Source organism: Paenisporosarcina sp., from assembly GCF_057785155.1.
The window spans coordinates 1-23,791 of record NZ_JBYNRN010000012.1 but is presented as its reverse complement, the minus strand read 5'-3'; the positions used below and the strand labels follow the sequence as shown (position 1 = coordinate 23,791).

Below are 23,791 nucleotides of genomic sequence, written 5' to 3'. Positions count from 1 at the left end.
GTCATTCGTCCATTATAGCAAATTTTTGGAGAGATTATTAGTAGTATTTATTTGTATTAATATTTAATTATCACATCCGAAAAAAAAAGACCCTCATTAGAGAGCCCTCATTTAAAACTAAACTTATTCAGTTAACTCATCTTCCAAGCTCGAATCGCGATTTGCTTGAACATCTTCAACTACTATATTTGGTGGTGTGGAGATTGGCTCTGGAGTTGATTCAGTTGTAGGCTCTTCAACTATTTCTGTTTCCTCTTCAGTTTCTGATTCAGTTACAGGTTCTATAATTGGATCCGTTATTGGAGATGGTTCTGGAGTAGGAGTTACAGGAGCTGGAACCGTTTCACTGATTGGCTCTGGCTTTGTTTCAGGAACTTCTACTGGTTCACTTTTTACTGGTGATTCCGGTACAGGCACTACAACCGTCTCAGGAACCGTAGCCGCAGCACCATTCATTTGTGCAATTGCATTTTCAACAATTGAATCGATATTCGCAGTAATAGCGGCTTGTTGTTCGCTGTTATCAATATCTATGTTAGCGATTAAAGTAGATGCATGTTCTCTCAATGAAGCAATTCGTTCCGATTTTATTTGCTCAGTAAATTGATCAAGATCACTTTCAGCAGCATCCATTTCAGCTTTTAGTTGTATTTTCAAATCGGCTAATAAGATTTCTTTTTCAGCTGTTATTGCTGTATCAATTTCTCTGATAGAATCGGATTGTTTATTATTAAACCAATTAATTAACATTGTACTGACATCAGCATCTGCAAATGTCGTTTTCATACCACTTCCGATACCAAGTGTTAAAATGACCGCACCAATTAAAACGATATTTTTCTTAGTTTTGCGCTTCTTTTTATATTTTTCAGCTCTACTATCCAATTCAATACCTCCAGTTACAAGAATAAAGACCTCTAAAAAACGAGGTCCTTATTTAGTATGAAAATAACTAATTAAATGCCGTCAACTTCAGCTTGTAAAGCAGCTTTTGCAGCTTCCTCTAACTCAAGTGCTTTTGCGTCAATAAGAACTTTTTGAGCAGCAACTAAATCATCTCTTTTTTGTGTGATAATTGTACGTAGATCTTCAATTTTAGCATCAATAGCAGCAATAATGTCTTCAGTAGTTGCAGCTTCTAGTGAATCTAACTGATCTTGAAGGTCACCTTTTGCATCAGAAATTGCTTGTTGTAATTCACCAACTGCTTCACTAGTATCTGTTCCTAGTTCTGTAGTTAGGCTTGCACGTGCAGCTTCACCTTTAGTTCCTGTATAACTAGTTAAATCTCTATTTGCATAACCCAAAGCCGTATTTCCAGCTTGATTTATTAGCCCGTCAGCAAATGATGATAATCTTGCAAACTGATCATCCATATAGCCTTCGATATGCAATTGTTGTGCTGCAATTGCTTCGATATGCTCTTGAGTCTTTGTATCAATATTACCACTTGCTGTAGTATATGCACTTGTACCATCATTACTAATACTTGTTTCTGCAGCTGTTTTTAAGCCGTTGTATTCAGTTGCTAAACCATTAATTCTGCTATTAACGTTAGCCGCAACGTCTCTTTCAATATTAGAAGAAGCCGTTCCAAATTGACCATCATACCATGCTTCTAGTTTATCACCAGCATTCGAAGCTCCGAACGCTACGCCTGCCCCTGATACCAAAACTGCTGTTACTGTACCTGCGATTACTTTACCTTTAACTGTTTTTAACATTTAAATGTCCCCTTTGTCGTTGGTTTTTTTTAATGAATTGACCCGTTTCGAGAAATTCATTTAGAGCTTGTTTCATTTAACACGTCTTCTAAGATATTTTCGATATCTTGTTCGATCTGAACTTCAATATTTGCATTTTTAGCATAATCATCGAAGTTTTCTTTTTTTAATTCAGAAACTGTTTGTTCAATACGATTTTCATTTTCGTTATTGATTTTATTAATTTCTGAAACGACCTCTTTTACACGGTCAGCAGTGTAATTAACGATTGAAGTTTCAAGTAATTCTCTTGATTCACTCAAAAAAATTTTTACCTGCCCTACAGTTTTAACTAAACCAACTGCCGTCTCTGCTCCTAATTTTTCGCTCTCCTTTTGAAATGAATGATCATACCAATTTGAGAGTTTGGTTGCTGGATCAACATTTGCATAAATCGATCCTGCACTAACCAGCACAGAGGAGGCAATTATAATTCCAATAAGCTTTTTCATAAATTCCTCTCCCTTCCAATTGCTATAAACATTTTTTCGTAGTAGAGCAATCGAAGCGAAATACTGGTACAAATGTTTTTACTAATAAACTGATTTGAATAGTTGATTCATATTCCCTCTCCCTTGGGGCTCTCAGGCCAAATTAATTTATAGTAAAAGTACAAAGTACTTAATACTCATAAAAAATATTCAAATAATTACATTTAAATGAATAAAAAGTTCTACTTAATAAAATTATTTATTCACATGTAAAAATTACTTGAACCTTTTTTCCTACCATCTAAATTTAAATCAAATAAATTTATTAGTACATAGGAGGTTCTGTAAGCTTCTGTCGAATTCGTTTTTTTATTTGTAAGGAAAAGTCGAAACAATGGAAAAATATTCAATTCTTACTAAAAAGCAAAAAAAAAATGCTTGGATTTTTATTTTCCATTCCCTTCCACTTAATCATTCTCTCCAAAAATATATGTGTTTATAACTGAAATATGCAGAACTTTTTATTATTACCGTAAACAAATAAATTATGTATACATCAAAAAGGAGCTTTGATGAGTTTATTTCTTATTTAATTGTTCTACTTAAACAAAATAAATAATCAAAACTAACTCTACTTCTGTAACAACTTAAATATATCTAGATACCAAATAAGATTAATACTTGATGGATAATGTTGAAAGATCTTAGTAGAATGTCATGGTTAAAGATCATCTGACGAACTTTATTGCCCGAAGAGAATGATTAGTAATGGAAGCGGAGTGGTATAAAACAACAACCCAAATAAAAAACCAACCGTTGCACGCAGCAACGGTTGGTTTTTTATTCTGAAGTTTTTAAGTTTTTAAATCCTAAAATTAATTGTGCGAGGAAGCCGAGTGCACAAAATACGATGGCTAAGTATCCGATCCAGTCAATTGGATCGAGCATAAGTGTGCGCAATACTAGTAAACCTAATAGAAGCGCAATGGCAAAGTTCACTAAGTACGTTTTGTTCGTATGAGAGAATTTCTTCATGATAATAAAAACACTAATTCCCACTGCAATGATAAAGACTGATAAAGCCATTTCCACGTAACATACCCCTTTTTAACTTTAACTATAACAGAAAAAACATCGCCCAACTTAGGTTGGGCGAATGTGTATTATTTTTTCAAGTTTTCGTTGTACTCAACCCAGAAATCTGCATTTTTAATACCTAGTTTAGTAGGGTCAAAGACAGGATCCAAGCCTTCTTTCTTCTGTGCTTCATAGTCTTTTAGTGCAATAAGTGCCGGTTTGGCAATGATTAAGATGGCAATTAAGTTTAACCATACCATCAACCCTAAACCGACATCCCCTAGCGCCCAAGCAAGACCAGCTTCACGAACTGTTCCTAAGAACGCTGTAACAAGGATTACTATTTTCAGAACAAAAATCCCGATTTTTTCAGCATTCCCTTTTAATAAGTAAGCCACATTTGTTTCAGCCATATAGTAGTAAGCCATGATTGTTGTAAATGCGAAGAAGAATAGTGCGATTGCAACGAATCCAGCGCCAATTCCTGTTCCAGGAAGTGCAAGGTCAATGGCAGCTTGTGTATAGCCAGGACCCGCTTCAATGTCTGGTAAGTTTTCTACAACAAATGCGCCTTCTCCATCATCTAACTGAACATTATACATTCCTGTAAATAGGATCATAAATGCTGTTGCCGAACAAACTAGTAAAGTATCGATATATACTGAGAATGCTTGAACCAAACCTTGTTTTGCAGGATGTGATACTTCAGCAGCTGCTGCTGCGTGAGGACCAGTACCTTGACCAGCTTCGTTTGAGTAAATTCCGCGTTTAACGCCCCAAGCAATTGCTGCACCGATCATCCCACCGAAAGTAGAATCAAAACCAAATGCACTTGAGAAAATTAATGAAATGACACCTGGTAATTCAGTAATGTTCATTCCGATAATAACAATTGCCATTAACATATAAGCAATTGCCATGAATGGAACAACTAATTGCGCAACATGTGCAATACGTTTAACTCCACCCAAGATAATGATACCTAAAATGACAACGATTGCTGCACCAGTGATCCAACGCTCTAATCCGAATGCATTTTCCATTCCGATTGCAATTGAATTCGATTGAATACCTGGCATTAAGATCGACATTGCTAATAAAGCAGCTAGTGCGAATAGAATGGCATACCACTTCACGCCAATTCCTTTTTCTATGTAGTAGGCTGGACCACCACGGTATTGCCCTTGATCTTTCACTTTATAAATTTGTGCAAGTGTTGATTCCACAAATGCTGATGCTGCACCAATGAAGGCAATCATCCACATCCAGAAAACGGCACCAGGACCACCAAATGCGATCGCCGTTGCTGTACCTGCAATATTACCCGTACCAACACGACCCGATAAAGCAATAGCTAATGCTTGGAATGAAGATACCCCAGCTGCTGACTCTTTACCTTTAAAAATCTGTTGAACCATATCTTTCACTAAACGAACTTGAACAAAACGTGTAAGAATTGAAAATAAAAGTCCCACTGCTAAACATCCGTAAATCATCCACGGACCCCATAAAAAATTGTTTACTTGACCAATAAACTCTTCCATCTGTTCTCCCCCTTTGTATAGTTCACATTATTGTCACACAATTCACTATATTATAGATATTGTATGAACACAAGCCGAGAAATAGAAATAGTCTGAAAAAATATTATTTTAAGCTAGTTTTTAATAGATGAAGATAAAAAGAAAAAGCACAGTCAAGTGCTCTTTCTTTTTGTGTATTCTCCTAAATAATGTACCCAATGGAACGCAGAACATTGTGCATAAATGATTCCGTGTAATAATAAACATTTTCACGCTCTGGTTCATGAAATAAATCATGATAAGCATTTTTCCATTCTTTAAATTGATACTCACATAATTTTTGCTTGCTCAGCCAGTTTTCACTAAAGACTGGATCCGTCACTTTATCTCGTTCACCTGTCATTAATAAAACCGGGATATTGGAGATGGATTCAACACTACTAACCGTATTTTTCTTTAAATTTTGTAACTCTCTATACCACTTTAATGTAATTTTATTTGTAAAAAGAGGATCGTCTTTTTCTTGTACATATACATCATAGTTACGTGTCAATTCTTTTATTGAAATTTCATGAGTACTCTTCATATGATCTGCTAGCTTGCCCATATTCGCTAGAGCACCAGATAATTTAGACGGCTGGATACGCAAATTTAACCATGGTGAGGTCAAAATGACTCCTGCACATTCAATCGAATGAGTTTGTAATGCATGCATAACCAAAGTCGCTCCCATTCCATGTCCCATTACAAATACAGGTAAGGAATCCGCCATGGAAACTTCAACTAGTTGTTTGACGTATTTAGAATACAACTCAAAATCTTCGTCATGTGCCTCATTTAATGAAGAATCTTCACCGTGACCTGGGAGATCTCCCATCACCACATGAAAACCCGAATTTCTAAATTGTTCAATCGTCCATGCGTAACGACGATGATGCTCATATGCACTATGTACAATAGCTATGACAGCTTTTGCTTTACCTTCTGCTTCCCATTTCCACATGAACATCTTCCCCTTTTACTAAATGCTATTAATCCTTTTATTATACCATTACACAACTGATTTAGAGGATGGATAAAAAAGGCTTTCACTCTATTCTAGTTATGATTCCCTCTTTTTTAGTATAATGAAACTTAGCTAAACGAAGAAATGAGGTCATGTAATGATTTACCCTTTTAATGGAAAGACTCCTGAAATTGATTCATCTGTGTATATAGCTGATTTTGTGACAATTAGTGGGGATGTCACGATTGGTCCAGAGTCTACGGTATGGTTCAATACGGTCATCCGTGGAGATGTGAATAAAACGATTATCGGTAATAAGGTGAACATTCAAGATTTATGTTGCTTGCATCAGAGTCCAGCTTTTCCATTAATTTTAGAAGATGAGGTAACTGTCGGTCATCAAGTGACTTTACATAGTTGTACGGTGAAACAAGGTGCTTTAATTGGTATGGGATCGATTGTGTTAGATGGAGCTGTAATCGGAGAAGGGGCGTTTATTGGCGCAGGCAGTTTAGTCCCACCAGGTAAAGTGATTCCGCCGGGTGTACTGGCTCTTGGGAGACCCGCTAAAGTAGTCAGAGATTTAAACGATGAAGACCGTAAGGATATGGAACGTATTGTTCGAGAGTATGCCGAAAAAGGACAAATTTATAAAACAATGCAAAAGGATTAATAGAATGAAAAAGCTGCTCCGAATTTTTCCGGAGCAGCTTTTTTCTATTAAACGCCTGCTTTTTCTTTTAATGCAGCAGCTTTGTCTGTTTTCTCCCAAGGAACATCTATGTCTGTACGACCAAAGTGTCCATATGCTGCAGTTTGTTTGTAGATTGGACGACGAAGATCTAACATTTTGATGATTCCAGCTGGGCGTAGGTCGAATAATTCGCGAACCATTTCAACCATTTTCGACTCTTCAACTGTACCCGTTCCAAATGTATCAATAGCAATCGATACAGGTTGAGCAACACCAATTGCATATGCTAATTGAACTTCACAGCGATCAGCAAGACCTGCTGCTACGATGTTTTTAGCAACATAACGAGCTGCATAAGCTGCAGAACGGTCAACTTTTGTTGCATCCTTACCAGAGAATGCTCCACCACCGTGACGAGCATAACCACCGTAAGTATCAACGATAATTTTGCGTCCTGTTAAACCTGCATCTCCTTGTGGTCCACCAATAACAAAGCGACCAGTTGGATTAATGAAGTATTTTGTGTTTTCATCAATTAATTCTGCAGGTACAACTGGATTAATAACATGTTCTTTCAGATTGCGTTGGATTTGTTCAAGCGTTACTTCTGGGTGATGTTGAGTAGAAATAACGATTGTGTCAATACGCAATGGTTTGTTGTTTTCATCATATTCTACAGTTACTTGTGTTTTACCATCTGGACGTAGGTAAGAAAGAATTTCTTCTTTACGAACCAATGCTAAACGACGAGCTAACTTGTGAGCTAAACTAATTGGAAGAGGCATTAATTCAGGCGTTTCATTACAAGCAAACCCAAACATTAACCCTTGGTCTCCAGCTCCGATTGCTTCAATATCATCATCTGACATAGAACCTTCACGAGCTTCTAATGCTTGGTCAACACCCATTGCGATATCAGCTGACTGCTCATCGATTGCTGTTAAAACAGCTGATGTTTCTGAGTCAAAACCATATTTTGCACGAGTATAACCAATTTCACGAACGGTTTCACGAACTACTTTTTGAATATCAACATATGCAGACGTTGTGATTTCTCCAGCAACAAGAACTAATCCTGTTGTAACTGTTGTTTCACATGCCACACGTGCATTTGGATCTTCTGTTAAAATCGCATCTAATATTGCATCTGAGATTTGGTCACAAATCTTATCCGGATGCCCTTCTGTTACTGATTCTGATGTAAATAATCGACGAGTTGTCATTATTAATTCCTCCTATATCCTTCGAGATTTCTCTCGGAAAATTCAAACGGTACTCATTTCCCATGTCAAGCTTTACTCGATTGAATAAAACCTTTCGCCGTTTCGGGCTTCTACACGAGGATAAAGGGAGATGTCTGTGTTAAATCATCCATTTATATGCAATTTACTGAGATAGCATAAAAAAAACCCTCTCTCACGTCAATTACATGAGGAAAGGTATGATTTAGTAGGCACCTTTCACTCTTATCATCCAAGGAATTCACCTTGCTTCAGGTTCAGCACCTTCGCCAATTATATGAAATCATATAATCGCAGGTTGCCGGGTTTCATAGGGCCTGACCCCTCCACCAGCTCGGGATAAGAGTATCCGTTCAGTTTTACATCATAATAAACAATTTCGACAATGTCAAACATTTTATGCACATAAATTTTGACAAGAAATATCTACATTTTATACAGGCTATTAGTGTAGATTATTAAACGGAATGTGTTATACTAATTCTCGAATCAAAATTACCCCATTTTATCGGGAATACTTGAAAAAGGAAGGTACATATACATGAATTCAGTGAACACAATTACCGAGCTGAACGAATTGTTAAATGGCCAAAACGTGCACGTTCAACTTTCAGTTCCACAATTAGTGGAGAAAGCAACATCACGCGGAGAAGCTGTCTTAACATCAACAGGTGCTGTAAAAGCGGAGACTGGAAAATACACAGGTCGTTCGCCTAAAGATAAGTACATGGTTGAAGAAGACATTTCAAAGGACAAAATTGACTGGGGTCCTGTTAATCAACCCATCTCATCTGAAATTTTTGACTCATTATATAAGAAAGTAATCGATTACCTAAAAACTAAAGAAGAATTATTTGTGTTTAAAGGCTTTGCTGGTGCAGACAAACAATCTCGCTTATCTTTACAAGTGATTAACGAGTATGCTTGGCATAACCTTTTTGCTCACCAATTATTTATTCGCCCTTCTGCAGAAGAGCTAACTACTCACGAAGCAGATTTCACGATTGTATCTGCTCCGACTTTTAAAGCAGATCCAGCAGTAGATGGTACGTCTTCAGAAACTTTCATCATGGTGTCAATGGAGAAGCGCATTATTTTAATCGGTGGTACTGAGTATGCTGGTGAAATGAAAAAATCGATCTTCTCGATCATGAATTACTTATTACCTGAACAAGGTATTCTTCCAATGCACTGTTCTGCTAACGTTGGAGAAAAAGGCGACGTTGCTTTGTTCTTCGGATTATCAGGTACAGGTAAAACAACATTATCAGCTGATGCTGATCGCAAATTAATCGGTGACGATGAGCATGGTTGGTCAGACAATGGCGTCTTCAATATTGAAGGCGGATGTTATGCAAAAGCGATTAATTTAACGCATGAAAATGAACCTCAAATTTATGATGCAATTCGTTTTGGTTCTGTTTTAGAGAACGTAGTTATAGACTCAGAAACTAGAATTGCTGATTACGATGATATCTCATTAACTGAAAATACACGTGCAGCGTACCCACTTCAAGCAATTGATAATATTGTAGACCCATCTGTAGCTGGTCATCCAAAAACAATTATTTTCTTAACTGCTGACGCATTTGGCGTATTGCCTCCAATCAGTAAACTTACGAAAGAGCAAGCGATGTATCACTTCCTAAGCGGTTTCACATCGAAACTTGCAGGAACTGAGCGTGGAATCACTTCACCTCAAGCTGCTTTCTCAACGTGTTACGGTTCTCCATTCTTACCACTACCTGCAACTGTTTATGCAGAAATGTTAGGTAAGAAAATTGATGAGCATAACTCACAAGTATTCTTAGTTAATACCGGTTGGACTGGTGGAGAATACGGCGTTGGTAGCCGCATGAAGTTATCTTATACAAGAGCTATGGTTCGTGCAGCACTTGAAGGAAAACTCGATGATGTGGAAACAAACAAAGGTTCAGTTTTTGGTTTAGCAATTCCAACAGAAATCCCTGGCGTTCCAACAAACGTATTAAATCCACGCGATGCTTGGGCAGACCCAGATGCTTACGATAAAAAAGCAAAAGAATTGGCTGATCAATTCCGTGAAAACTTCAAAAAATTCGGATCAGTTTCAGAAGATATTTCTTCTAAAGGTGGACCAATTATTTAATCAAAAAGAGCTTGCACATTAACTTGTGCAAGCTCTTTTTCATATGACAAAACTTCTTCGGAGACAGCTCGAGCTTCATCCCGTTCGTCTCTTCCCTTTCCAAAATAGCTAAGCTACAATAAATTAATTTGATAGATACATTTCTAATGTGTGATACTCTATGTCACATTAAATGTTCTTTAAAATATTCTGACTCGATATTTTCAGGAAAGATCGCTTTAAATGTCTCCGCTTCCTTTTCATCAATCCCGTACAAACTAATTTCAGAACCATATTGTCCAATTTCCAACATTTGCGTCGTTTCCTTATAGAATAACAACGTAAACCATTTTAATCCCCCATTTTCATCAATGGAGTTATTTCGCAAAAATTCTCGATTTTCTTCGTTCAAGGTTATGGTATAAGCCATAATTAAATTTTGATCTTGAATTAGCGAAGCGATTTTCTCAAGTTCCTCAATGTGTTTTGGCTCTACTTTCCAACAATGAATTTCTACTGAACTGAAATCGGTGGTGTATGTATCCCAAAGTTCTTGCCAATAAGACGTCGTAATTGGAAATGATGTTTTGTGTTCAGAATGGGTTGTTTCTAATTGAATTTTAATATGTTTCATGACAAATCCCCTTTCGTATTTCTCATCCACTGTGTTAAATCTCTTACTGTTTGTCTATTTACTGCAGGTGGGAAGTGATGCTTATATTTTTCAAAATACCAAGTTTTCACTTCATTCTTTGATTGCGATAGTTTAGCTTCTAGCTTCTTTGCATGTTCTAGACTTACATGCTGATCTTGCAAGCCATGAATAATTAGTACACGGGACGTAAACTCATCCATAAAATTCAATGGTGTTCTTGCATGATAAAGCTCGGGATGATTGGTAGGAGTACCACCAATAACTCGTTTCATCATTCGTCTCATATCTTTACGTTCATCATACGTTAAGGCAGCATCTGTAACTCCGGCCCACGTAACCACAGAGGCAATATCATTACGTAAGATGGCTGTCCATAGGGCCATGATTCCTCCCCTAGAAAAAGAAAAGATATGTATTCTATGTACCTTTAGAAAAAGTTTTAATACATTTACTGCGTGTACGGCATCATATCGATCATCACCTGCAAACTCATCAAAGCCTTCTCCTCCACGATTCCCTCTATAATAGGGTGCGAAAACGACGAAGCCTTGCGCAGCAAATTGAGCGATTCGGCTAGGTCGGACCATGCCAACTCGCTGAATTCCCCCACGTAAGTATAGAATCCCTTCATAATTACCTTTTCCTTTTGGCTCTGCAAGTAAACCTTTTACTCGTAAACCATTGGACCAATAAATAATTTCACTTAGTTGGATACTCGGATTTGGACTTGGGTAAGGCTGTTTAGAGAAGATTTCACCGCTTTTTTTCATTCAGCATCACTCTTTCCAACATTTTTTTCATACCTTCGTCTCTCATATGAAAACTTAGATTTTCCTCTTTATTAAATTCAGTCAAAGTCATCCATTTATAGCCATCTGTTTCAAACTGTTCGTTCAGTTTCACTATGTGATCAACGGTCGCTCTAAATACTACTTTACGAAATGGAGGTTCTGTATGAACGGTATATTCTGCAAACCAAATCACATCTGTTAATGAAGCACCGGTTTCTTCATATGTCTCTCTTTTTGCAGCTTCTACTAATGTCTCGCCTTCTTCGACCTTTCCACCAGGGAACTCAATCCCTCGCTCTGGGTGTTTCGTTACTAACCACTTATCTTCTTTATTAGCAAGTATCAGAACATGTTTCGCAGGTATGGAAAACGTATCTGGAACAAATGATAAAGTCACATCATATCCATTTAAATCTTTAAAAAAATACATGCCTTCTACACCCCTTTCATTAAAGTGTAGCGAAGGCATGCATTGCATTCAACATTTATCGAATTTCGTTCATAGATTGTTCCCTTGGTGCATAAAAGGGCATTGATTCTATTAGCACTTTCGCATCATCAGTTCCATATTCATGAATGACTGCATATAGCTTTTTCAATCGTAAGTCCACTTCGTCATTTTCTGGATCTAAATGATAAGGAATATAAGGTAAATGTGCACGGAGGAAATTTTTCCACTCCCACTCTTGTTTCTGATTAAATAATTCGTCCAGTATTGTAATCACTTCTGGCTTTCCTTCAATTTCATATTCCCATGGAGAATCTTCTGGATGGAAATAATATTGATGATGGGTTACGGAGACATATATTTTCGCCATATCATACATCCTTTCTTTTAGATAGGATGTTACATAAAACAAAAAACATGCACATCAAATTGATGGCATGTCTTTTGCTTTGGGTTAGCCTGAAATATCGACAACTGTTCCTTTATAAGGATGAGAAGCTGTCGGTTGCTCAGGCATGTTTTGGAGCATTTCAACTGCAGATGCCGAGCTCATATTAAGCGCATTTTTCATAACGCTCATTTGAACTGTAGACTGTAGTTCTCTCAATTGACTTGCCATAATTGAGCTCATTTCCATAAACATACCTCCTTCCCTACAAATCTAATATCGTCCATTCTCACAAAAAATAAAGACAAATTCCTCTGAAAAGGAATTTGTCTATACTCACTCATTTATTCGTATCACCTAAGAATGCATTTAGCATCCATTGATGTTTTTCAATCGATTGATAGACAGCATTTAATAAATCTTCCGTCATATCATCTTCATCTTTAGCAGCTTCGTCCATCCCTTTTTTCAATGATTTCATAATCGTATCGAAATCCTTCACAACGGAACTAACCATTTGATCTGTTGATTCTTTCCCAGTAGCTTCTTTTACATCAGACAATTCAAGATGCTCCGCTAAAGTCGCAACAGGTTTTCCACCTAATGTTAATAATCTTTCCGCAATTTCATCCATATGAAGTGTTGCTTCATTATAAAGTTCTTCAAATTTAGCATGAAGTGTGAAAAATTGAGGTCCTTTTACATACCAATGGAAATTATGTAATTTCGTATACATAACTGACCAAGTTGCTACTTGCTTATTTAATTCTTTGTTTAATGCTGCTGACATAAAAAAACACTCTCCTCTTTTATATTTAAAGCTTTTCTACTGTTAATTTACCACTAAAGTCACTACAATAAACATACAGACAGAAATGGAGTGAAAGAAATGACTTTATGGTTACTTTTAGTTGTTGCGTTCATTGTTGTCATTGGAATAACGCTCATTTTCCTTTTATCAACAAAGAAAGCATATTCACATAAACACACAATTGATCCAGTACCACAAAAATCAATGACGGATGATAAGAACGTATGAAATATATTGTAATCGGCATATTTCGATTTTATCAAAAAGTGATTTCTCCCTTAACTCCCCCAAGTTGTCGATTCTATCCGACTTGTTCGCATTATGGAGTTGAAGCAGTTCAAAAACATGGTGCCCTTAAAGGTATTTACTTAGCCACAAAAAGAATATTAAGTTGTCATCCTTTTCATGAAGGTGGATATGATCCAGTTCCTGAAGAATGGCCGAAGAAGAAATGACTTGAAAAAAGTCATTTCTTTTTTCTTGTCTTTTTGGAACGATTCTTGTATGCTAATAAAGGTTATAAAACAAATCGTAATGATTACTATTAAGGAGATCAATTAATGAAAAAAGCATGGTTTATAATACTTACTAGCATACTTATCCTATTTACCGCTGCATGCGGACAAAAAGAAACTCTTCCTCAAGAAAATAATGACGTAGATAAATTAACCATTTACACAACCGTTTATCCTCTCACATACTTTACAGAGCGAATTGGTGGAAACCTCGTTCAAGTAAAATCAATTTACCCAACTGGTTCAAATGAACATACGTTTGACCCTACGCAAAAGGATATGATGAATCTTGCAGATGCAGATTTATTTTTCTATATTGGCATGGGACTTGAAGGCTTTGTTGATAATGCCCAAAAAACATTAGCGAATGAGCAAGTAAAATTAATTGCTACCTCTAATTCCGTTTCTGACGAAGAGTTGGTACAAGAACAAGCGCATGAAGATGAAGGCACAGATGAAGATGCTCATGAAGATGAGGATGAACACGGACATGAAAATGAAGCAGTAGAAAATCATGATGATCATGATCATGGAGACATTGATCCCCATTTGTGGATTTCACCCACTATCAGTATAAAGTTAGCAAAATCGATTCAAGATTCACTCATTGAACAAGATCCTGCAAACAAGGAAACTTATACAAAGAACTTTGATGCATTGCAAACAGAATTAGAAGCTTTAGATGCTAAATTTCAAGAAATGGCAAACAATGTACCCAACAAGACATTTTTTGTTTCACATGCAGCGTTTGGATATTTAGCAGGGGCATATGGACTGGAGCAGGTTGCAATTGCTGGATTGAATTCACAAGATGAACCTTCTCAAAAAGAATTAACTGAAATTGTAGAACTAGCAAAAGAGAAACAAATTAAAACGATATTGTTCGAACAAAATGTTTCGTCAAACTTAGCAAAAGTGATTCAATCGGAGGTTGGAGCTGAATCAGGTATTCTTCATAATCTCAGCGTCCTTACTGAAGAAGATATTCAAAACGATGAAACCTATTTTACATTAATGGAGAAAAATTTAACGACACTAGAAGAAGCATTAAAATAACCACGTAAAGGGATTAAGTTCCTTTGCGTGGTTTTTCATTCCATACTTGTTTTTTAATTAAAAACTGTTCGATTAATTCGTGGTTCCACAAAACTCCTACTCCCGGTTCATTCGTTAAAGAATAAATTCCATTTTGAACTTGAACGGGTGGAGTGGCTAAATCTTGTTCAAAAAAATAGTCGGCTGAACTAAAGTCACCTGGATACTTAATGGACGGTAATGACGCAAAGGTAGCATTAAATGCTTTTGAAACACCAAATTCAATCATTCCACCGATCCAAAGTGGAATGTTCTCTTCCATCGCAAGTTGGTGTATTTTTAACGCCTCACTTAACCCTCCAACTCGACCTTGTTTGAGCACAATGATTTTCCCTGATTGTTCTTTGTTCATTTGCTTGGCATCTGTATAGCTAGTAATACTTTCATCTAATGCAAAAGGTGTCTTCATCGTCGCTTGAACTTGTGCTGACAAGAGATTCTCATCTTCACTAAAAGGCTGCTCGATAAGCGTTAGTCCAACCTCATCATACTGCTTAAGAATATGTATTGAATCCTTTGAAAACGCACCATTTGCATCGGCGAAAAATTGCAAGTTAGGAAATCGAATAACCAATTCCTTCAATTCTGTTGGATTTGAAGTAGTAGATATTTTCAACTTAACTCGCTTATATCCATCTGTTGCTGCCTCATTTACTTTTTTTATAAGATCAGTGAAATTGTTTTCTGGAATCACGACACCAGCTTCAATTTCGCTTTTAACTCCACCAATTAATTTCCACAAAGGTTGATTCATTTTTTTGGAATAAATATCCCATAAAGCATGATTTAAAGATGCCTTCGCCATACGATTTCCTTTGACGGAAGACATGGCATGATCTAATTCATTTGGATGCGTAAGAGCTTCATTCAAGACCAAAGGCATTAACCATTGTTCAATCGCATGCCAAGTAGTGGATACTGTTTCTTCTGTATACCAAGGAGAAGTAAAAGCCACACATTCTCCTACACCGATCGTTCCATCGGCATCCATCAGCTCAATAAGAATACTTTCCCGCTCCTCGACCGATTGTAAATGTGTTGTGAAGGGTTTTTTTAATGGTACTTTTACGTGAAACATCTTTGCACTTATTATTTTGATAGTAGCCACTTTTTCAACTCTCTTCTCAACAATTTGTTCGAGGCATTCCTTGGGAGTTCTTCTACTACATACATAAACTTGGGTATTTTATATGCCGCCAAATGGTTTGATAAAAATTTCTGCAATGACTCTAAAGTAATTTGCGCATTCGTTACGATAAATGCGACAGGTACCTCTCCCCATTGCTCGTCTTTGTGACCACAAACCCCTGCACCCAAAATATCGGAATGTTTCAGTATGGCATTCTCAACTTCAGCAGGGTAAACATTTTCTCCACCTGAAATAATTAAGTCGGATCGTCTATCAACAACGTACAAATAGCCTTCTTCATCAAGATAACCGACATCCCCAGTATATAGCCAGCCATCTCTTTGTGCAGGATGATTAGCAAAATGACCGATATACCCTGGCGTTACGTGAGGACCCTTAATAAGGATTTCACCGATTTCATGAGGTGAGGTTGCACCATCAATCTTTATTTCATTTAATAAAAGAGGTTTCCCTGAAGAACCGATTTTTCTCCTCGCATCTTCCGCAGCTAAAGTTGACGTTTGCGAACTTGTTTCTGTCATACCGTATGTTTGTAAAATGGCAATGCCTTTAGCTTGAGCTCGCTCCAAATAAGCAATCGGAATGGGTCCACCACCAGCTAACATGATTTTAAACTTAGTTGAAACAAGTTCATTTCGATGCTCTAATTCTGTTAGAATCCGCTCAAGCATGACGGACACTACAGACATATGTGTGACTGTGCCATCAATTAATTCATCCGTTATTTTAACAGCATCGAATTTGGCGTACAATGAAATGCCAATTCCATAGATTAGTGAGCGCATGATGATCGAAAATCCACTAATATGAAATAACGGCATCGTACATAACCATACATCATTAGGGTCAACCCCCATATTGAATGCAGAAGCAGTCGCACTCGAAAAATGGTTTTCCATTGTTTGGCGAACACCTTTAGGAAACCCAGTAGTCCCCGATGTGTACATAACAGAAATCGTCCGATCTGGTGCCCATTCTTTTGCAGAAGTAACTTGTTCAATGGGTGCTTGATTTAAAGTTGAAAATAAACAAACAGATTTACTTATTAATTTTGATGCGTAGCTATCATCTACTAAAATTTTAACCGCATTTGAGTCTTCCACTTGATACTTCAATTCTTCTTCGCTCAATCGTTCATTTAAAAAGACCATCTCACAACCTGCATACATACAGCCATATATGACCTTCAAAAAGTCTGTGTTCGTAGATGAAAGCAAAGCAATTCTCATTCCTGGTTCAATGCCTACTGATCGAAGTTTCCCTGCCATTTCACGGGCTACGACTTCCACATCTTTGAATGTCCATCTCTCCTGACCAAAAATAATGGCAGTTTTTTGAGGTGTTAAGGAAGCTCTTTTAGTAATTAAATTTGGATACAAAAAATCTTCTCCTTTACAAAAAGCTGCCCATAAAGGACAGCTTTGGAAGTTCAAATCAAGGGAATCGTGGGAACTGACCAAAGTCAGGTTTACGTTTTTCCTTAAAGGCATCGCGGCCTTCTTTCGCTTCATCAGTTGTGTAGTAAAGAAGAGTTGCGTCTCCAGCCATTTGCTGAAGTCCAGCTAAGCCATCTGTATCTGCATTCATTGCAGCTTTTAAGAATCGTAAAGCTGTTGGAGACATAGATAACATTTCTTCACACCATTGAACTGTTTCGTCTTCTAACTGAGCGTAAGGCACAACTGTATTGACTAAGCCCATATCAAGTGCGGCTTGCGCATCATACTGACGACATAAATACCAAATTTCTCGCGCTTTTTTGTGACCAATAATACGAGCTAAATAACCAGAGCCATAACCCGCATCAAATGATCCAACCTTTGGACCTGTTTGTCCGAAAATCGCGTTATCAGCAGCAATTGTTAAGTCACAAACAACATGAAGAACATGTCCGCCACCAATGGCGTAACCTGCTACCATTGCAACTACTGGTTTAGGAATAACACGAATTAAACGTTGTAAATCTAAAACATTTAAACGTGGAATTTCGTCTTCTCCTACGTATCCACCATGACCACGTACCGATTGGTCACCACCTGAGCAGAAGGCTTTTTCTCCTTCCCCTGTTAAAACAATAACGCCAACCTTTGAATCATCACGTGCATACGTGAAAGCTTCAAGTAATTCCTTCACCGTTTTAGGACGGAAAGCATTTCGAACTTCCGGACGGTTAATCGTAATTTTAGCGATCCCGTTATATGTTTCATATTTAATATCTTCATATGTACGTTCTGTTACCCATTGACGTGTCATAATCTTCCTCCTCTAATTTCCATCAATCAATTGCTCCATTATTATTGTAGCAAACTGAACGGGATTTTCCACATGTATTGCATGTCCAACTGACGAAACTTGCAGATGGGATCCATCTTTTAACTTTTTGACCATTTCGTCCGCAATCTCGGTAAACTTTGTATCATATTCTCCAGTCACTAGATACACAGGCATTTCTAGTTTATCTAGTTTCGACCAATAAGATGGTTGTTGTCCAGTCCCCATCCCTCTCAGACTATTCGCGAGACCTACCGCAGATTGTGCAAGCCTTTCGGAACGAATTTCATGCTGCTTTTCATTCGAAAGTGACTTTTGAGATTCAAATAAAGATATGTTCTTCCAAAAATCGATAAATGATTCGAGTCCATCTTGTTCAATCCGATCAGCTAATTGATCATCAGCTTGTCGTCTCAACTGTTGCTCTTCATTGGCCTTTAGTCCGGGTGAAGCACTTTCCAACACTAATTTCTTAACTTGTTGTGGATGTCCTAATGCATAAGCTAAAGCAATACGCCCACCCATTGAATACCCAACTAATGAAAATCTAGATAACTGAATCGCAGAAAAGAACTCCTCTAAATCGAGTAATTGCTCATTCATCCGATAGCGTTCAGAATTTGAACTTACTTCTGTTGAACCATGTCCCATTAAATCAATCGAGATACAGTTGATGTCTTTTGGTAGAAGTTTAACAACTGGTTCCCAAGATCTCCAACTTCCTGTAAAGCCATGCAAAAATACAATAGACTCGTTTGCATCGGGATTTGTCATCGTATAACTGATTTGTATTCCTCTAACATTCGCACTTAAATGTTCCATGACTGGTCAATCTCCTCAGAAATCGCTTTCCACAATTGTCGATGTACCCTAACATTTTCTTGACGATTCGTCTTCACTTCAATAATTCGAATATCCGTTTGTTTCGGAGTTTTCAATGCTGTCAGAAATGCCTCTTTTGATTCAATCAAGAAATATTCCGCTTCATACATATGCGCAATGGAATCAAATGATAATCCTGTTGGTGTCCCAAATAACTTTTCGAAATATTGTTCTTCAGATGACTGGGGTAGATATGAAAAGATTCCACCTCCGTCATTATTCATCACCACGATCGTTAAATCAGTCTTATGGAAACGAGACACTAACAAGCCATTCACATCGTGTAAAAAGGAGATATCACCAATAAGGAGTGTGCTAGATCTCTTTAATGACTGCTGAATCCCTAAAGCTGTCGAGACAACTCCATCAATTCCATTTGTCCCACGATTTGCATAAATGCCAATGTCCTTTGATGTTTTATTGAAAAACGTGTCGACATCTCGAATCGGCATACTGCTACCACAGATCAAATCACTTGAATCCTCTAAATGTTGAAACAACAATCCTGCGTATGCTCCCTCATCCTTTTGATTGGCTATGTATTGATTTACATGGTTAGTTGCCATTTCATTTGCTTGTGTCCATTTATTAAGATAATCACTTGATTCATTCACATACGATTCATTCCAAAAAACGTTAGGTACGGAATGAATATGGTGGGTCACAACTCCTATGAAATCACGAAAGACAGGATTTTCATCAATGATAATGAATGTCTTAGGTTGGTAGGTTTTTAAAAATAGAGTTAATGGTTTTGAAACGGGTTGAGCACCAAAGCGAATGACGACTTCTGGAATCATAGATTGCGCAAAATTTTCGTTTTTTAGAAGTGCGTCATATTGATCAATTAAGTAATCTTGACATGCTTCTGGAACATTTGACCTTAATTGCGAAAGTGGGTCCGCTAGTATCGGCCATTTCAAGACTTTAGCAAAAGTCCAAAAGTCTTCGTGTGAAAACTCTTTTGGCAGTTCACCAACCATAATGAATCCACTCTTAGCTTGATTAATTTTTTCGGCAACGAAATTTTTAGCCTCTTCAGAAGCTTGTACATCCCCTGAAAATGACTGTTGAAATGTTGAAGGCTTCTTGATGAAATCAAAATCAAGTAGTAAAGGTTCTCTAAACGGAATATTGATATGGATTGGACCCATTGGTGCAGCTTTTGCTTGTGCAATTGCTCTTGCCGTATGGCGTTCCACAAAAGGAATCGTTTCACTACTTGAATCAGCTAGTGGGAAGTCTACGCTCCATTTTACATGATTTCCGTAAAGCTGAATTTGATCGATTGCTTGAGGTGCGCCAACTTCACGTAACTCATGTGGTCGATCTGCCGTTAACACAATCAATGGTACTCTTGCATAATTAGCTTCAACGATGGCTGGAAAATAATTCGCGGCCGCAGTCCCAGATGTACATAGTAATAGAATAGGATTTTTCTTCGTTTTTGCTAATCCGAGGGCAAAAAATCCTGCTGAACGCTCATCTATTTGCATATACGTTGTAAATTCCTTCATATGGCTAAACACATACGCTAAAGGAGTGGATCTTGAACCTGGACTAATCACCACTTCCGTAACACCAGCATCAAGGAAGGCTTGTGCTATCGAGTGCACATATTCAGTCAAAATTGCACGATGATCATCCATTTAACTTACCTCCAAGAGTGCGTAACATAGGTCTAAATTTAACCAAGGTCTCTGCATATTCAGAAGTTGGATCTGACGTACCGACAATCCCGCCACCTGCATATAAGTATGCTTGGTCTTTATTTAATAAAGCTGATCGAATAGCGACGGCGAATTCACCATTACCATTTGCATCAATCCATCCAATAGGAGCCGCATAATACCCTCTATTCATTTGTTCTACCATACGAATAATGGCCATTGCATCATTTCGTGGCTCCCCACCAAGTGCTGGAGTAGGATGTAAGTCTTGGACAAGTTGTAATAAGCCTTGTCCCTTTTTCAAGGTTCCTTCAACCGGTGTATATAAGTGTTGGATATCCCTAATTTTCATTAGTTTAGGATTTTTAGGTACTTTCACTTCTTCACAGTATTCTTCAAATACCTGCGAAATCATATCCACGACATATTGATGCTCTTCACGATTTTTCGCGTCCTGAAGCAATTCATTTCCAAGCTGCTGATCTTCTGTTGCCGTTTGACCTCTTTTTATAGAACCGGCCAGACAAGTAGACAGTGCTTTTTGATTTTCTACTTTCACTAACCTTTCAGGCGTCGCTCCAAAGAATAATTGTTCCTCAAGCTCTAAGCCAAACACAAAGCTTTCCGGTTGTTCTTTTGAAACATGATACATAGCTGAAGGTGAACTAACTTCTTCGATAAATTGTAATGCCAATGAACGAGCTATCACGACTTTCTGCGCTTCCTTAGCTTCAATAAGTCGAGTTACATGAGAAACAGCATCTAAATACGTTTCTTTAAAACGTTCAGTTAAGTGTGAAACCACCGGCTTCGCATAGGGTTTTAATTCATTCACTTGTGCAGCATGTATTAAGTCATCTCGTTGTGTACGTAATTGATCAAATGCAATCTGAGAGTTTGGATCTTTCGTAATTAAATGGATGCTAATAAAAACCCGGTCATCTCTTATAACTAATTGAAATGATGGTACAGCAAAGTATGCAGAAGGAAACGAATCCCACTCTGACTCTATTTGATTTAATGGATCGAAAGAAAATCCACCAAACAATATTGGTTGAAGTTCATGCTCTTCATTAACAATCGATGCACATAACTTTTTCCATTGTGAATCTATATCTTCAAAACGATGATCTTGTAACGAATTTTGTATCACATAAGCATGACCGAGACCTACTAGCGTAAAAGTCTTTTCACGATTCTGCCAATAAAACCGGTTACCTTTATATGACTCGCCTGCTTCAAAAAAGGCAATCGAGGATAAGCCACTTACTTCAATAGTTTCTGTATAAAAATAATACGTTGAAGTTTCATCTTCAATCGTCAAATTAGTGGATGTAAAAGACTTCTGTTTCATCCATTTTCCCTCCGTAAATAGGACTACACGTTTTCGTGACTATCCTTGAATATCATACCTTCTATCATACCTCTTTCTCGCCATTTCAGCACCCGTTAAGCAAACAATCTATCCATAAACTATTGGATGAAGTACAATGAGAGAGGTAAAAACACTAGAAGGAGCGAAAAACAAATGTCACACGATTTAAAAGCCGATACCGGTTGGCGCGTATGGTGGCAATTAACAAGACCACATACCTTAACCGCATCATTTGTACCGGTATTCCTTGGAACCATGATTGCCTTATCATATAGTCCTATTAACTGGATTTTATTTTTAGCTATGTTAGTGGCAAGCTTATTAATTCAAGCGGCTACCAATATGTTTAACGAGTATTATGACTTTGCAAGAGGGTTAGACAATGAAAAATCAGTAGGGATTGGCGGAGCCATTGTTCGTAATGGAGTAGCACCTAAAACAGTATTACAATTAGCCTTCCTGCTTTATGGAATTGCTGCACTTCTCGGGATTTATATTTGTTTAGAGACAACTTGGCTCTTAGCTGTAGTTGGGGCAGTTTCAATGGCAATCGGTTACTTTTATACAGGCGGACCTTTCCCTATTGCATATACACCATTCGGAGAATTATTCTCCGGCGTATTTATGGGCATGTTGATTGTGTTAATTGCTTTTTATATTCAAACGGAACAGATTACTCTGCTTGCAGTGCTATTATCCATTCCTAGCATGTTGCTCGTTGCAGCAATTATGTTATCAAATAACATTAGAGACATTGTAGGTGATAAAGAAAGTGGTAGACGCACGATGGCTATCTTAATTGGCCGTCAGCATGCAATTACTGTTTTGCTATTATTATTTATCGTTTCTTACGTTTGGATTATTGTGATGGTTGCACTTGGTATGATTACACCATGGTCTTTACTAGTTCTTTTAAGCATAAAAAAACCAATTCACGCAATTAAAACTTTCAGAACGTACGAACATCCATTAGAAGTTATGCCAGCGATGAAAGATACGGCTTTAACCAATACAATCTTTGGTTTTCTATTAGGCGTTGGGATACTGATTGGCTATTTAATGTAAATGCAAAGGACTGCTTAGTCGTTATAAACGAAGCAGTCCTTTTGTATGCCCAAATTGAAATAGTTGAACACATAATGCATCCAATAAAAAAGTCCATAAAAAAACACGCTATCTAATGATAGCGCATCTTCTTAAATGACCCCTACGGGATTCGAACCCGTGTTACCGCCGTGAAAGGGCGGTGTCTTAACCGCTTGACCAAGGGGCCAAACATCTGGCGGAGAAGGAGGGATTTGAACCCTCGCACCGGTTGCCCGATCTACACCCTTAGCAGGGGCGCCTCTTCAGCCACTTGAGTACTTCCCCAGAGTTGGCTCCGAAGGTAGGACTCGAACCTACGACCAACCGGTTAACAGCCGGTTGCTCTACCACTGAGCTACTTCGGAATGGTGGGCCTAAATGGACTCGAACCATCGACCTCACGCTTATCAGGCGTGCGCTCTAACCAGCTGAGCTATAGGCCCACATAAAAAATGGAGCGGGTGAAGAGAATCGAACTCTCATCATCAGCTTGGAAGGCTGAGGTTTTACCACTAAACTACACCCGCAAATATGGTGGCTCAGGACGGAATCGAACCGCCGACACAAGGATTTTCAGTCCTTTGCTCTACCGACTGAGCTACTGAGCCACAATTGAATTGCACTAAGCTTCGAAACTTTGTTAGTCTCATTGCTTATTTCAATTCTGATATTTCTTAAAAAATGGCGGTCCCGACGGGAATCGAACCCGCGATCTCCTGCGTGACAGGCAGGCATGTTAACCGCTACACCACGGGACCAGTTGGTTGCGGGGGCAGGATTTGAACCTGCGACCTTCGGGTTATGAGCCCGAC

The 23,791-nt window shown here is 37.9% G+C and carries 25 protein-coding genes, 7 tRNA genes and 1 riboswitch; of the genes, 6 read left to right on the top strand and 26 right to left on the bottom strand.

Annotated elements, in window-relative coordinates:
• Positions 1 to 123: 123 nt before the first annotated feature.
• The 6 genes from AC3EA5_RS03425 to AC3EA5_RS03400 all read right to left on the bottom strand — a co-directional run bounded on the left by AC3EA5_RS03425 (position 124) and on the right by AC3EA5_RS03400 (position 5,797).
• Positions 124 to 885 (bottom strand): hypothetical protein, encoded by a 762-nt coding sequence (locus AC3EA5_RS03425; protein WP_488607072.1) that lies wholly within the window; start codon positions 883 to 885, stop codon positions 124 to 126.
• A gap of 71 nt (positions 886 to 956) precedes the next feature.
• Complete coding sequence (locus AC3EA5_RS03420; protein WP_488607071.1) at positions 957 to 1,724, bottom strand: hypothetical protein; 768 nt, start codon at positions 1,722 to 1,724, stop codon at positions 957 to 959.
• A 56-nt stretch (positions 1,725 to 1,780) separates the two neighbouring features.
• Positions 1,781 to 2,215 (bottom strand): hypothetical protein, encoded by a 435-nt coding sequence (locus AC3EA5_RS03415; protein ID WP_488607070.1) that lies wholly within the window; start codon positions 2,213 to 2,215, stop codon positions 1,781 to 1,783.
• Positions 2,216 to 3,034: 819 nt separating this feature from the next.
• The gene (locus AC3EA5_RS03410) at positions 3,035 to 3,280 is read right to left on the bottom strand and encodes a hypothetical protein (protein ID WP_488607526.1); all 246 of its coding nucleotides are present in this window, start codon (positions 3,278 to 3,280) and stop codon (positions 3,035 to 3,037) included.
• Between the two features lie 77 nt (positions 3,281 to 3,357).
• Positions 3,358 to 4,815 carry an alanine/glycine:cation symporter family protein gene (locus AC3EA5_RS03405; protein ID WP_488607069.1) on the bottom strand — a complete coding sequence of 486 codons (1,458 nt, stop codon included), beginning with the start codon at positions 4,813 to 4,815 and terminating at the stop codon, positions 3,358 to 3,360.
• Positions 4,816 to 4,996: 181 nt separating this feature from the next.
• Positions 4,997 to 5,797: an alpha/beta hydrolase gene (locus AC3EA5_RS03400; protein ID WP_488607068.1), complete on the bottom strand. Its 801-nt coding sequence runs from the start codon at positions 5,795 to 5,797 to the stop codon at positions 4,997 to 4,999.
• A 160-nt stretch (positions 5,798 to 5,957) separates the two neighbouring features.
• On the opposite strand from AC3EA5_RS03400, the gene AC3EA5_RS03395 reads away from it, so the two are divergent.
• On the top strand, positions 5,958 to 6,473 hold the full coding sequence (locus tag AC3EA5_RS03395) for a gamma carbonic anhydrase (protein ID WP_488607067.1): 516 nt from the start codon (positions 5,958 to 5,960) through the stop codon (positions 6,471 to 6,473).
• A 47-nt stretch (positions 6,474 to 6,520) separates the two neighbouring features.
• Here the strand turns inward: AC3EA5_RS03395 and metK are convergent, their stop codons facing one another.
• Complete coding sequence (gene metK / locus AC3EA5_RS03390) at positions 6,521 to 7,717, bottom strand: methionine adenosyltransferase (protein WP_488607066.1); 1,197 nt, start codon at positions 7,715 to 7,717, stop codon at positions 6,521 to 6,523.
• Positions 7,718 to 7,957: 240 nt separating this feature from the next.
• Positions 7,958 to 8,081, bottom strand: a riboswitch (SAM riboswitch).
• Between the two features lie 195 nt (positions 8,082 to 8,276).
• Between metK and pckA the strand changes: the two genes are divergently transcribed.
• Entirely contained in the window at positions 8,277 to 9,863 is a 1,587-nt protein-coding gene (gene pckA / locus AC3EA5_RS03385; protein ID WP_488607065.1) for a phosphoenolpyruvate carboxykinase (ATP), read from the top strand.
• 163 nt (positions 9,864 to 10,026) lie between these two features.
• Here pckA and AC3EA5_RS03380 read toward each other — a convergent pair whose 3' ends face one another.
• The 6 genes from AC3EA5_RS03380 to AC3EA5_RS03355 all read right to left on the bottom strand — a co-directional run bounded on the left by AC3EA5_RS03380 (position 10,027) and on the right by AC3EA5_RS03355 (position 12,914).
• The gene (locus tag AC3EA5_RS03380; RefSeq protein WP_488607064.1) at positions 10,027 to 10,476 is read right to left on the bottom strand and encodes a hypothetical protein; all 450 of its coding nucleotides are present in this window, start codon (positions 10,474 to 10,476) and stop codon (positions 10,027 to 10,029) included.
• On the bottom strand, positions 10,473 to 11,267 hold the full coding sequence (locus AC3EA5_RS03375; RefSeq protein ID WP_488607063.1) for an alpha/beta hydrolase family protein: 795 nt from the start codon (positions 11,265 to 11,267) through the stop codon (positions 10,473 to 10,475). The genes AC3EA5_RS03380 and AC3EA5_RS03375 overlap by 4 nt, the downstream gene beginning before the upstream one ends.
• Positions 11,251 to 11,718, bottom strand: a complete 468-nt coding sequence (locus AC3EA5_RS03370) for an NUDIX domain-containing protein (RefSeq protein ID WP_488607062.1) — start codon at positions 11,716 to 11,718, stop codon at positions 11,251 to 11,253. Before AC3EA5_RS03370 ends, AC3EA5_RS03375 begins: the two co-directional genes overlap by 17 nt.
• A gap of 55 nt (positions 11,719 to 11,773) precedes the next feature.
• Positions 11,774 to 12,106, bottom strand: a complete 333-nt coding sequence (locus AC3EA5_RS03365; protein WP_488607061.1) for a transposase — start codon at positions 12,104 to 12,106, stop codon at positions 11,774 to 11,776.
• Between the two features lie 84 nt (positions 12,107 to 12,190).
• On the bottom strand, positions 12,191 to 12,373 hold the full coding sequence (locus AC3EA5_RS03360) for a putative motility protein (protein WP_394188333.1): 183 nt from the start codon (positions 12,371 to 12,373) through the stop codon (positions 12,191 to 12,193).
• A 91-nt stretch (positions 12,374 to 12,464) separates the two neighbouring features.
• Positions 12,465 to 12,914: a Dps family protein gene (locus tag AC3EA5_RS03355; RefSeq protein ID WP_394188332.1), complete on the bottom strand. Its 450-nt coding sequence runs from the start codon at positions 12,912 to 12,914 to the stop codon at positions 12,465 to 12,467.
• 99 nt (positions 12,915 to 13,013) lie between these two features.
• Between AC3EA5_RS03355 and ytzI the strand changes: the two genes are divergently transcribed.
• From ytzI to AC3EA5_RS03340, 3 genes are all read left to right on the top strand, one after another.
• On the top strand, positions 13,014 to 13,163 hold the full coding sequence (gene ytzI, locus AC3EA5_RS03350; protein ID WP_488607060.1) for a YtzI protein: 150 nt from the start codon (positions 13,014 to 13,016) through the stop codon (positions 13,161 to 13,163).
• Complete coding sequence (gene yidD, locus AC3EA5_RS03345) at positions 13,160 to 13,390, top strand: membrane protein insertion efficiency factor YidD (protein WP_488607059.1); 231 nt, start codon at positions 13,160 to 13,162, stop codon at positions 13,388 to 13,390. The genes ytzI and yidD overlap by 4 nt, the downstream gene beginning before the upstream one ends.
• Before the next feature lie 105 nt (positions 13,391 to 13,495).
• A complete protein-coding gene (locus tag AC3EA5_RS03340; RefSeq protein WP_488607058.1) occupies positions 13,496 to 14,506 on the top strand; it encodes a metal ABC transporter solute-binding protein, Zn/Mn family in 1,011 nt (336 codons plus the stop codon).
• A 13-nt stretch (positions 14,507 to 14,519) separates the two neighbouring features.
• On the opposite strand, the gene menC is transcribed toward AC3EA5_RS03340, so the two are convergent.
• Genes menC through AC3EA5_RS03310 form a run of 6 tightly spaced genes read right to left on the bottom strand, consistent with a single transcriptional unit; the run spans position 14,520 to position 21,872 of the window.
• Positions 14,520 to 15,653 carry an o-succinylbenzoate synthase gene (gene menC / locus AC3EA5_RS03335; RefSeq protein ID WP_488607057.1) on the bottom strand — a complete coding sequence of 378 codons (1,134 nt, stop codon included), beginning with the start codon at positions 15,651 to 15,653 and terminating at the stop codon, positions 14,520 to 14,522.
• Complete coding sequence (locus AC3EA5_RS03330) at positions 15,635 to 17,074, bottom strand: o-succinylbenzoate--CoA ligase (RefSeq protein WP_488607056.1); 1,440 nt, start codon at positions 17,072 to 17,074, stop codon at positions 15,635 to 15,637. The genes menC and AC3EA5_RS03330 overlap by 19 nt, the downstream gene beginning before the upstream one ends.
• Before the next feature lie 55 nt (positions 17,075 to 17,129).
• Positions 17,130 to 17,948: a 1,4-dihydroxy-2-naphthoyl-CoA synthase gene (gene menB, locus AC3EA5_RS03325; protein WP_394188326.1), complete on the bottom strand. Its 819-nt coding sequence runs from the start codon at positions 17,946 to 17,948 to the stop codon at positions 17,130 to 17,132.
• 12 nt (positions 17,949 to 17,960) lie between these two features.
• Positions 17,961 to 18,788, bottom strand: a complete 828-nt coding sequence (menH, locus tag AC3EA5_RS03320) for a 2-succinyl-6-hydroxy-2,4-cyclohexadiene-1-carboxylate synthase (RefSeq protein WP_488607055.1) — start codon at positions 18,786 to 18,788, stop codon at positions 17,961 to 17,963.
• A complete protein-coding gene (menD, locus tag AC3EA5_RS03315) occupies positions 18,776 to 20,497 on the bottom strand; it encodes a 2-succinyl-5-enolpyruvyl-6-hydroxy-3-cyclohexene-1-carboxylic-acid synthase (RefSeq protein ID WP_488607054.1) in 1,722 nt (573 codons plus the stop codon). The genes menH and menD overlap by 13 nt, the downstream gene beginning before the upstream one ends.
• A complete protein-coding gene (locus AC3EA5_RS03310; RefSeq protein WP_488607053.1) occupies positions 20,490 to 21,872 on the bottom strand; it encodes an isochorismate synthase in 1,383 nt (460 codons plus the stop codon). Before AC3EA5_RS03310 ends, menD begins: the two co-directional genes overlap by 8 nt.
• Positions 21,873 to 22,046: 174 nt before the next feature.
• Between AC3EA5_RS03310 and AC3EA5_RS03305 the strand changes: the two genes are divergently transcribed.
• A complete protein-coding gene (locus AC3EA5_RS03305) occupies positions 22,047 to 22,958 on the top strand; it encodes a 1,4-dihydroxy-2-naphthoate polyprenyltransferase (protein WP_488607052.1) in 912 nt (303 codons plus the stop codon).
• Positions 22,959 to 23,094: 136 nt separating this feature from the next.
• On the opposite strand, the gene AC3EA5_RS03300 is transcribed toward AC3EA5_RS03305, so the two are convergent.
• The 7 genes from AC3EA5_RS03300 to AC3EA5_RS03270 all read right to left on the bottom strand — a co-directional run bounded on the left by AC3EA5_RS03300 (position 23,095) and on the right by AC3EA5_RS03270 (position 23,737).
• Positions 23,095 to 23,166: transfer RNA gene (locus AC3EA5_RS03300), tRNA-Glu, on the bottom strand.
• A gap of 7 nt (positions 23,167 to 23,173) precedes the next feature.
• Positions 23,174 to 23,264: transfer RNA gene (locus AC3EA5_RS03295), tRNA-Ser, on the bottom strand.
• A gap of 5 nt (positions 23,265 to 23,269) precedes the next feature.
• Positions 23,270 to 23,344, bottom strand: a tRNA-Asn gene (locus AC3EA5_RS03290).
• Between the two features lies 1 nt (position 23,345).
• A tRNA-Ile gene (locus tag AC3EA5_RS03285) sits at positions 23,346 to 23,422 on the bottom strand.
• Between the two features lie 10 nt (positions 23,423 to 23,432).
• A tRNA-Gly gene (locus AC3EA5_RS03280) sits at positions 23,433 to 23,506 on the bottom strand.
• A 5-nt stretch (positions 23,507 to 23,511) separates the two neighbouring features.
• Positions 23,512 to 23,587: transfer RNA gene (locus AC3EA5_RS03275), tRNA-Phe, on the bottom strand.
• 74 nt (positions 23,588 to 23,661) lie between these two features.
• A tRNA-Asp gene (locus AC3EA5_RS03270) sits at positions 23,662 to 23,737 on the bottom strand.
• Between the last annotated feature and the right edge of the window lie 54 nt (positions 23,738 to 23,791).

What these genes read in the sequence shown, in the direction of transcription:
- menH (WP_488607055.1), bottom strand. Translation starts at nt 18,788, where the DNA reads ATGGAACATTTAAGTGCGAATGTTAGAGGAATACAAATCAGTTATACG.
- AC3EA5_RS03415 (WP_488607070.1), bottom strand. Translation starts at nt 2,215, where the DNA reads ATGAAAAAGCTTATTGGAATTATAATTGCCTCCTCTGTGCTGGTTAGT.
- AC3EA5_RS03400 (WP_488607068.1), bottom strand. Translation starts at nt 5,797, where the DNA reads ATGTGGAAATGGGAAGCAGAAGGTAAAGCAAAAGCTGTCATAGCTATT.
- AC3EA5_RS03310 (WP_488607053.1), bottom strand. Translation starts at nt 21,872, where the DNA reads ATGAAACAGAAGTCTTTTACATCCACTAATTTGACGATTGAAGATGAA.
- pckA (WP_488607065.1), top strand. Translation starts at nt 8,277, where the DNA reads ATGAATTCAGTGAACACAATTACCGAGCTGAACGAATTGTTAAATGGC.
- AC3EA5_RS03365 (WP_488607061.1), bottom strand. Translation starts at nt 12,106, where the DNA reads ATGGCGAAAATATATGTCTCCGTAACCCATCATCAATATTATTTCCAT.
- AC3EA5_RS03410 (WP_488607526.1), bottom strand. Translation starts at nt 3,280, where the DNA reads ATGGCTTTATCAGTCTTTATCATTGCAGTGGGAATTAGTGTTTTTATT.
- AC3EA5_RS03355 (WP_394188332.1), bottom strand. Translation starts at nt 12,914, where the DNA reads ATGTCAGCAGCATTAAACAAAGAATTAAATAAGCAAGTAGCAACTTGG.
- AC3EA5_RS03420 (WP_488607071.1), bottom strand. Translation starts at nt 1,724, where the DNA reads ATGTTAAAAACAGTTAAAGGTAAAGTAATCGCAGGTACAGTAACAGCA.
- menB (WP_394188326.1), bottom strand. Translation starts at nt 17,948, where the DNA reads ATGACACGTCAATGGGTAACAGAACGTACATATGAAGATATTAAATAT.
- AC3EA5_RS03375 (WP_488607063.1), bottom strand. Translation starts at nt 11,267, where the DNA reads ATGAAAAAAAGCGGTGAAATCTTCTCTAAACAGCCTTACCCAAGTCCA.
- yidD (WP_488607059.1), top strand. Translation starts at nt 13,160, where the DNA reads ATGAAATATATTGTAATCGGCATATTTCGATTTTATCAAAAAGTGATT.
- ytzI (WP_488607060.1), top strand. Translation starts at nt 13,014, where the DNA reads ATGACTTTATGGTTACTTTTAGTTGTTGCGTTCATTGTTGTCATTGGA.
- AC3EA5_RS03405 (WP_488607069.1), bottom strand. Translation starts at nt 4,815, where the DNA reads ATGGAAGAGTTTATTGGTCAAGTAAACAATTTTTTATGGGGTCCGTGG.
- AC3EA5_RS03370 (WP_488607062.1), bottom strand. Translation starts at nt 11,718, where the DNA reads ATGTATTTTTTTAAAGATTTAAATGGATATGATGTGACTTTATCATTT.
- AC3EA5_RS03340 (WP_488607058.1), top strand. Translation starts at nt 13,496, where the DNA reads ATGAAAAAAGCATGGTTTATAATACTTACTAGCATACTTATCCTATTT.
- metK (WP_488607066.1), bottom strand. Translation starts at nt 7,717, where the DNA reads ATGACAACTCGTCGATTATTTACATCAGAATCAGTAACAGAAGGGCAT.
- AC3EA5_RS03360 (WP_394188333.1), bottom strand. Translation starts at nt 12,373, where the DNA reads ATGGAAATGAGCTCAATTATGGCAAGTCAATTGAGAGAACTACAGTCT.
- menD (WP_488607054.1), bottom strand. Translation starts at nt 20,497, where the DNA reads ATGGATGATCATCGTGCAATTTTGACTGAATATGTGCACTCGATAGCA.
- AC3EA5_RS03395 (WP_488607067.1), top strand. Translation starts at nt 5,958, where the DNA reads ATGATTTACCCTTTTAATGGAAAGACTCCTGAAATTGATTCATCTGTG.
- AC3EA5_RS03305 (WP_488607052.1), top strand. Translation starts at nt 22,047, where the DNA reads ATGTCACACGATTTAAAAGCCGATACCGGTTGGCGCGTATGGTGGCAA.
- AC3EA5_RS03380 (WP_488607064.1), bottom strand. Translation starts at nt 10,476, where the DNA reads ATGAAACATATTAAAATTCAATTAGAAACAACCCATTCTGAACACAAA.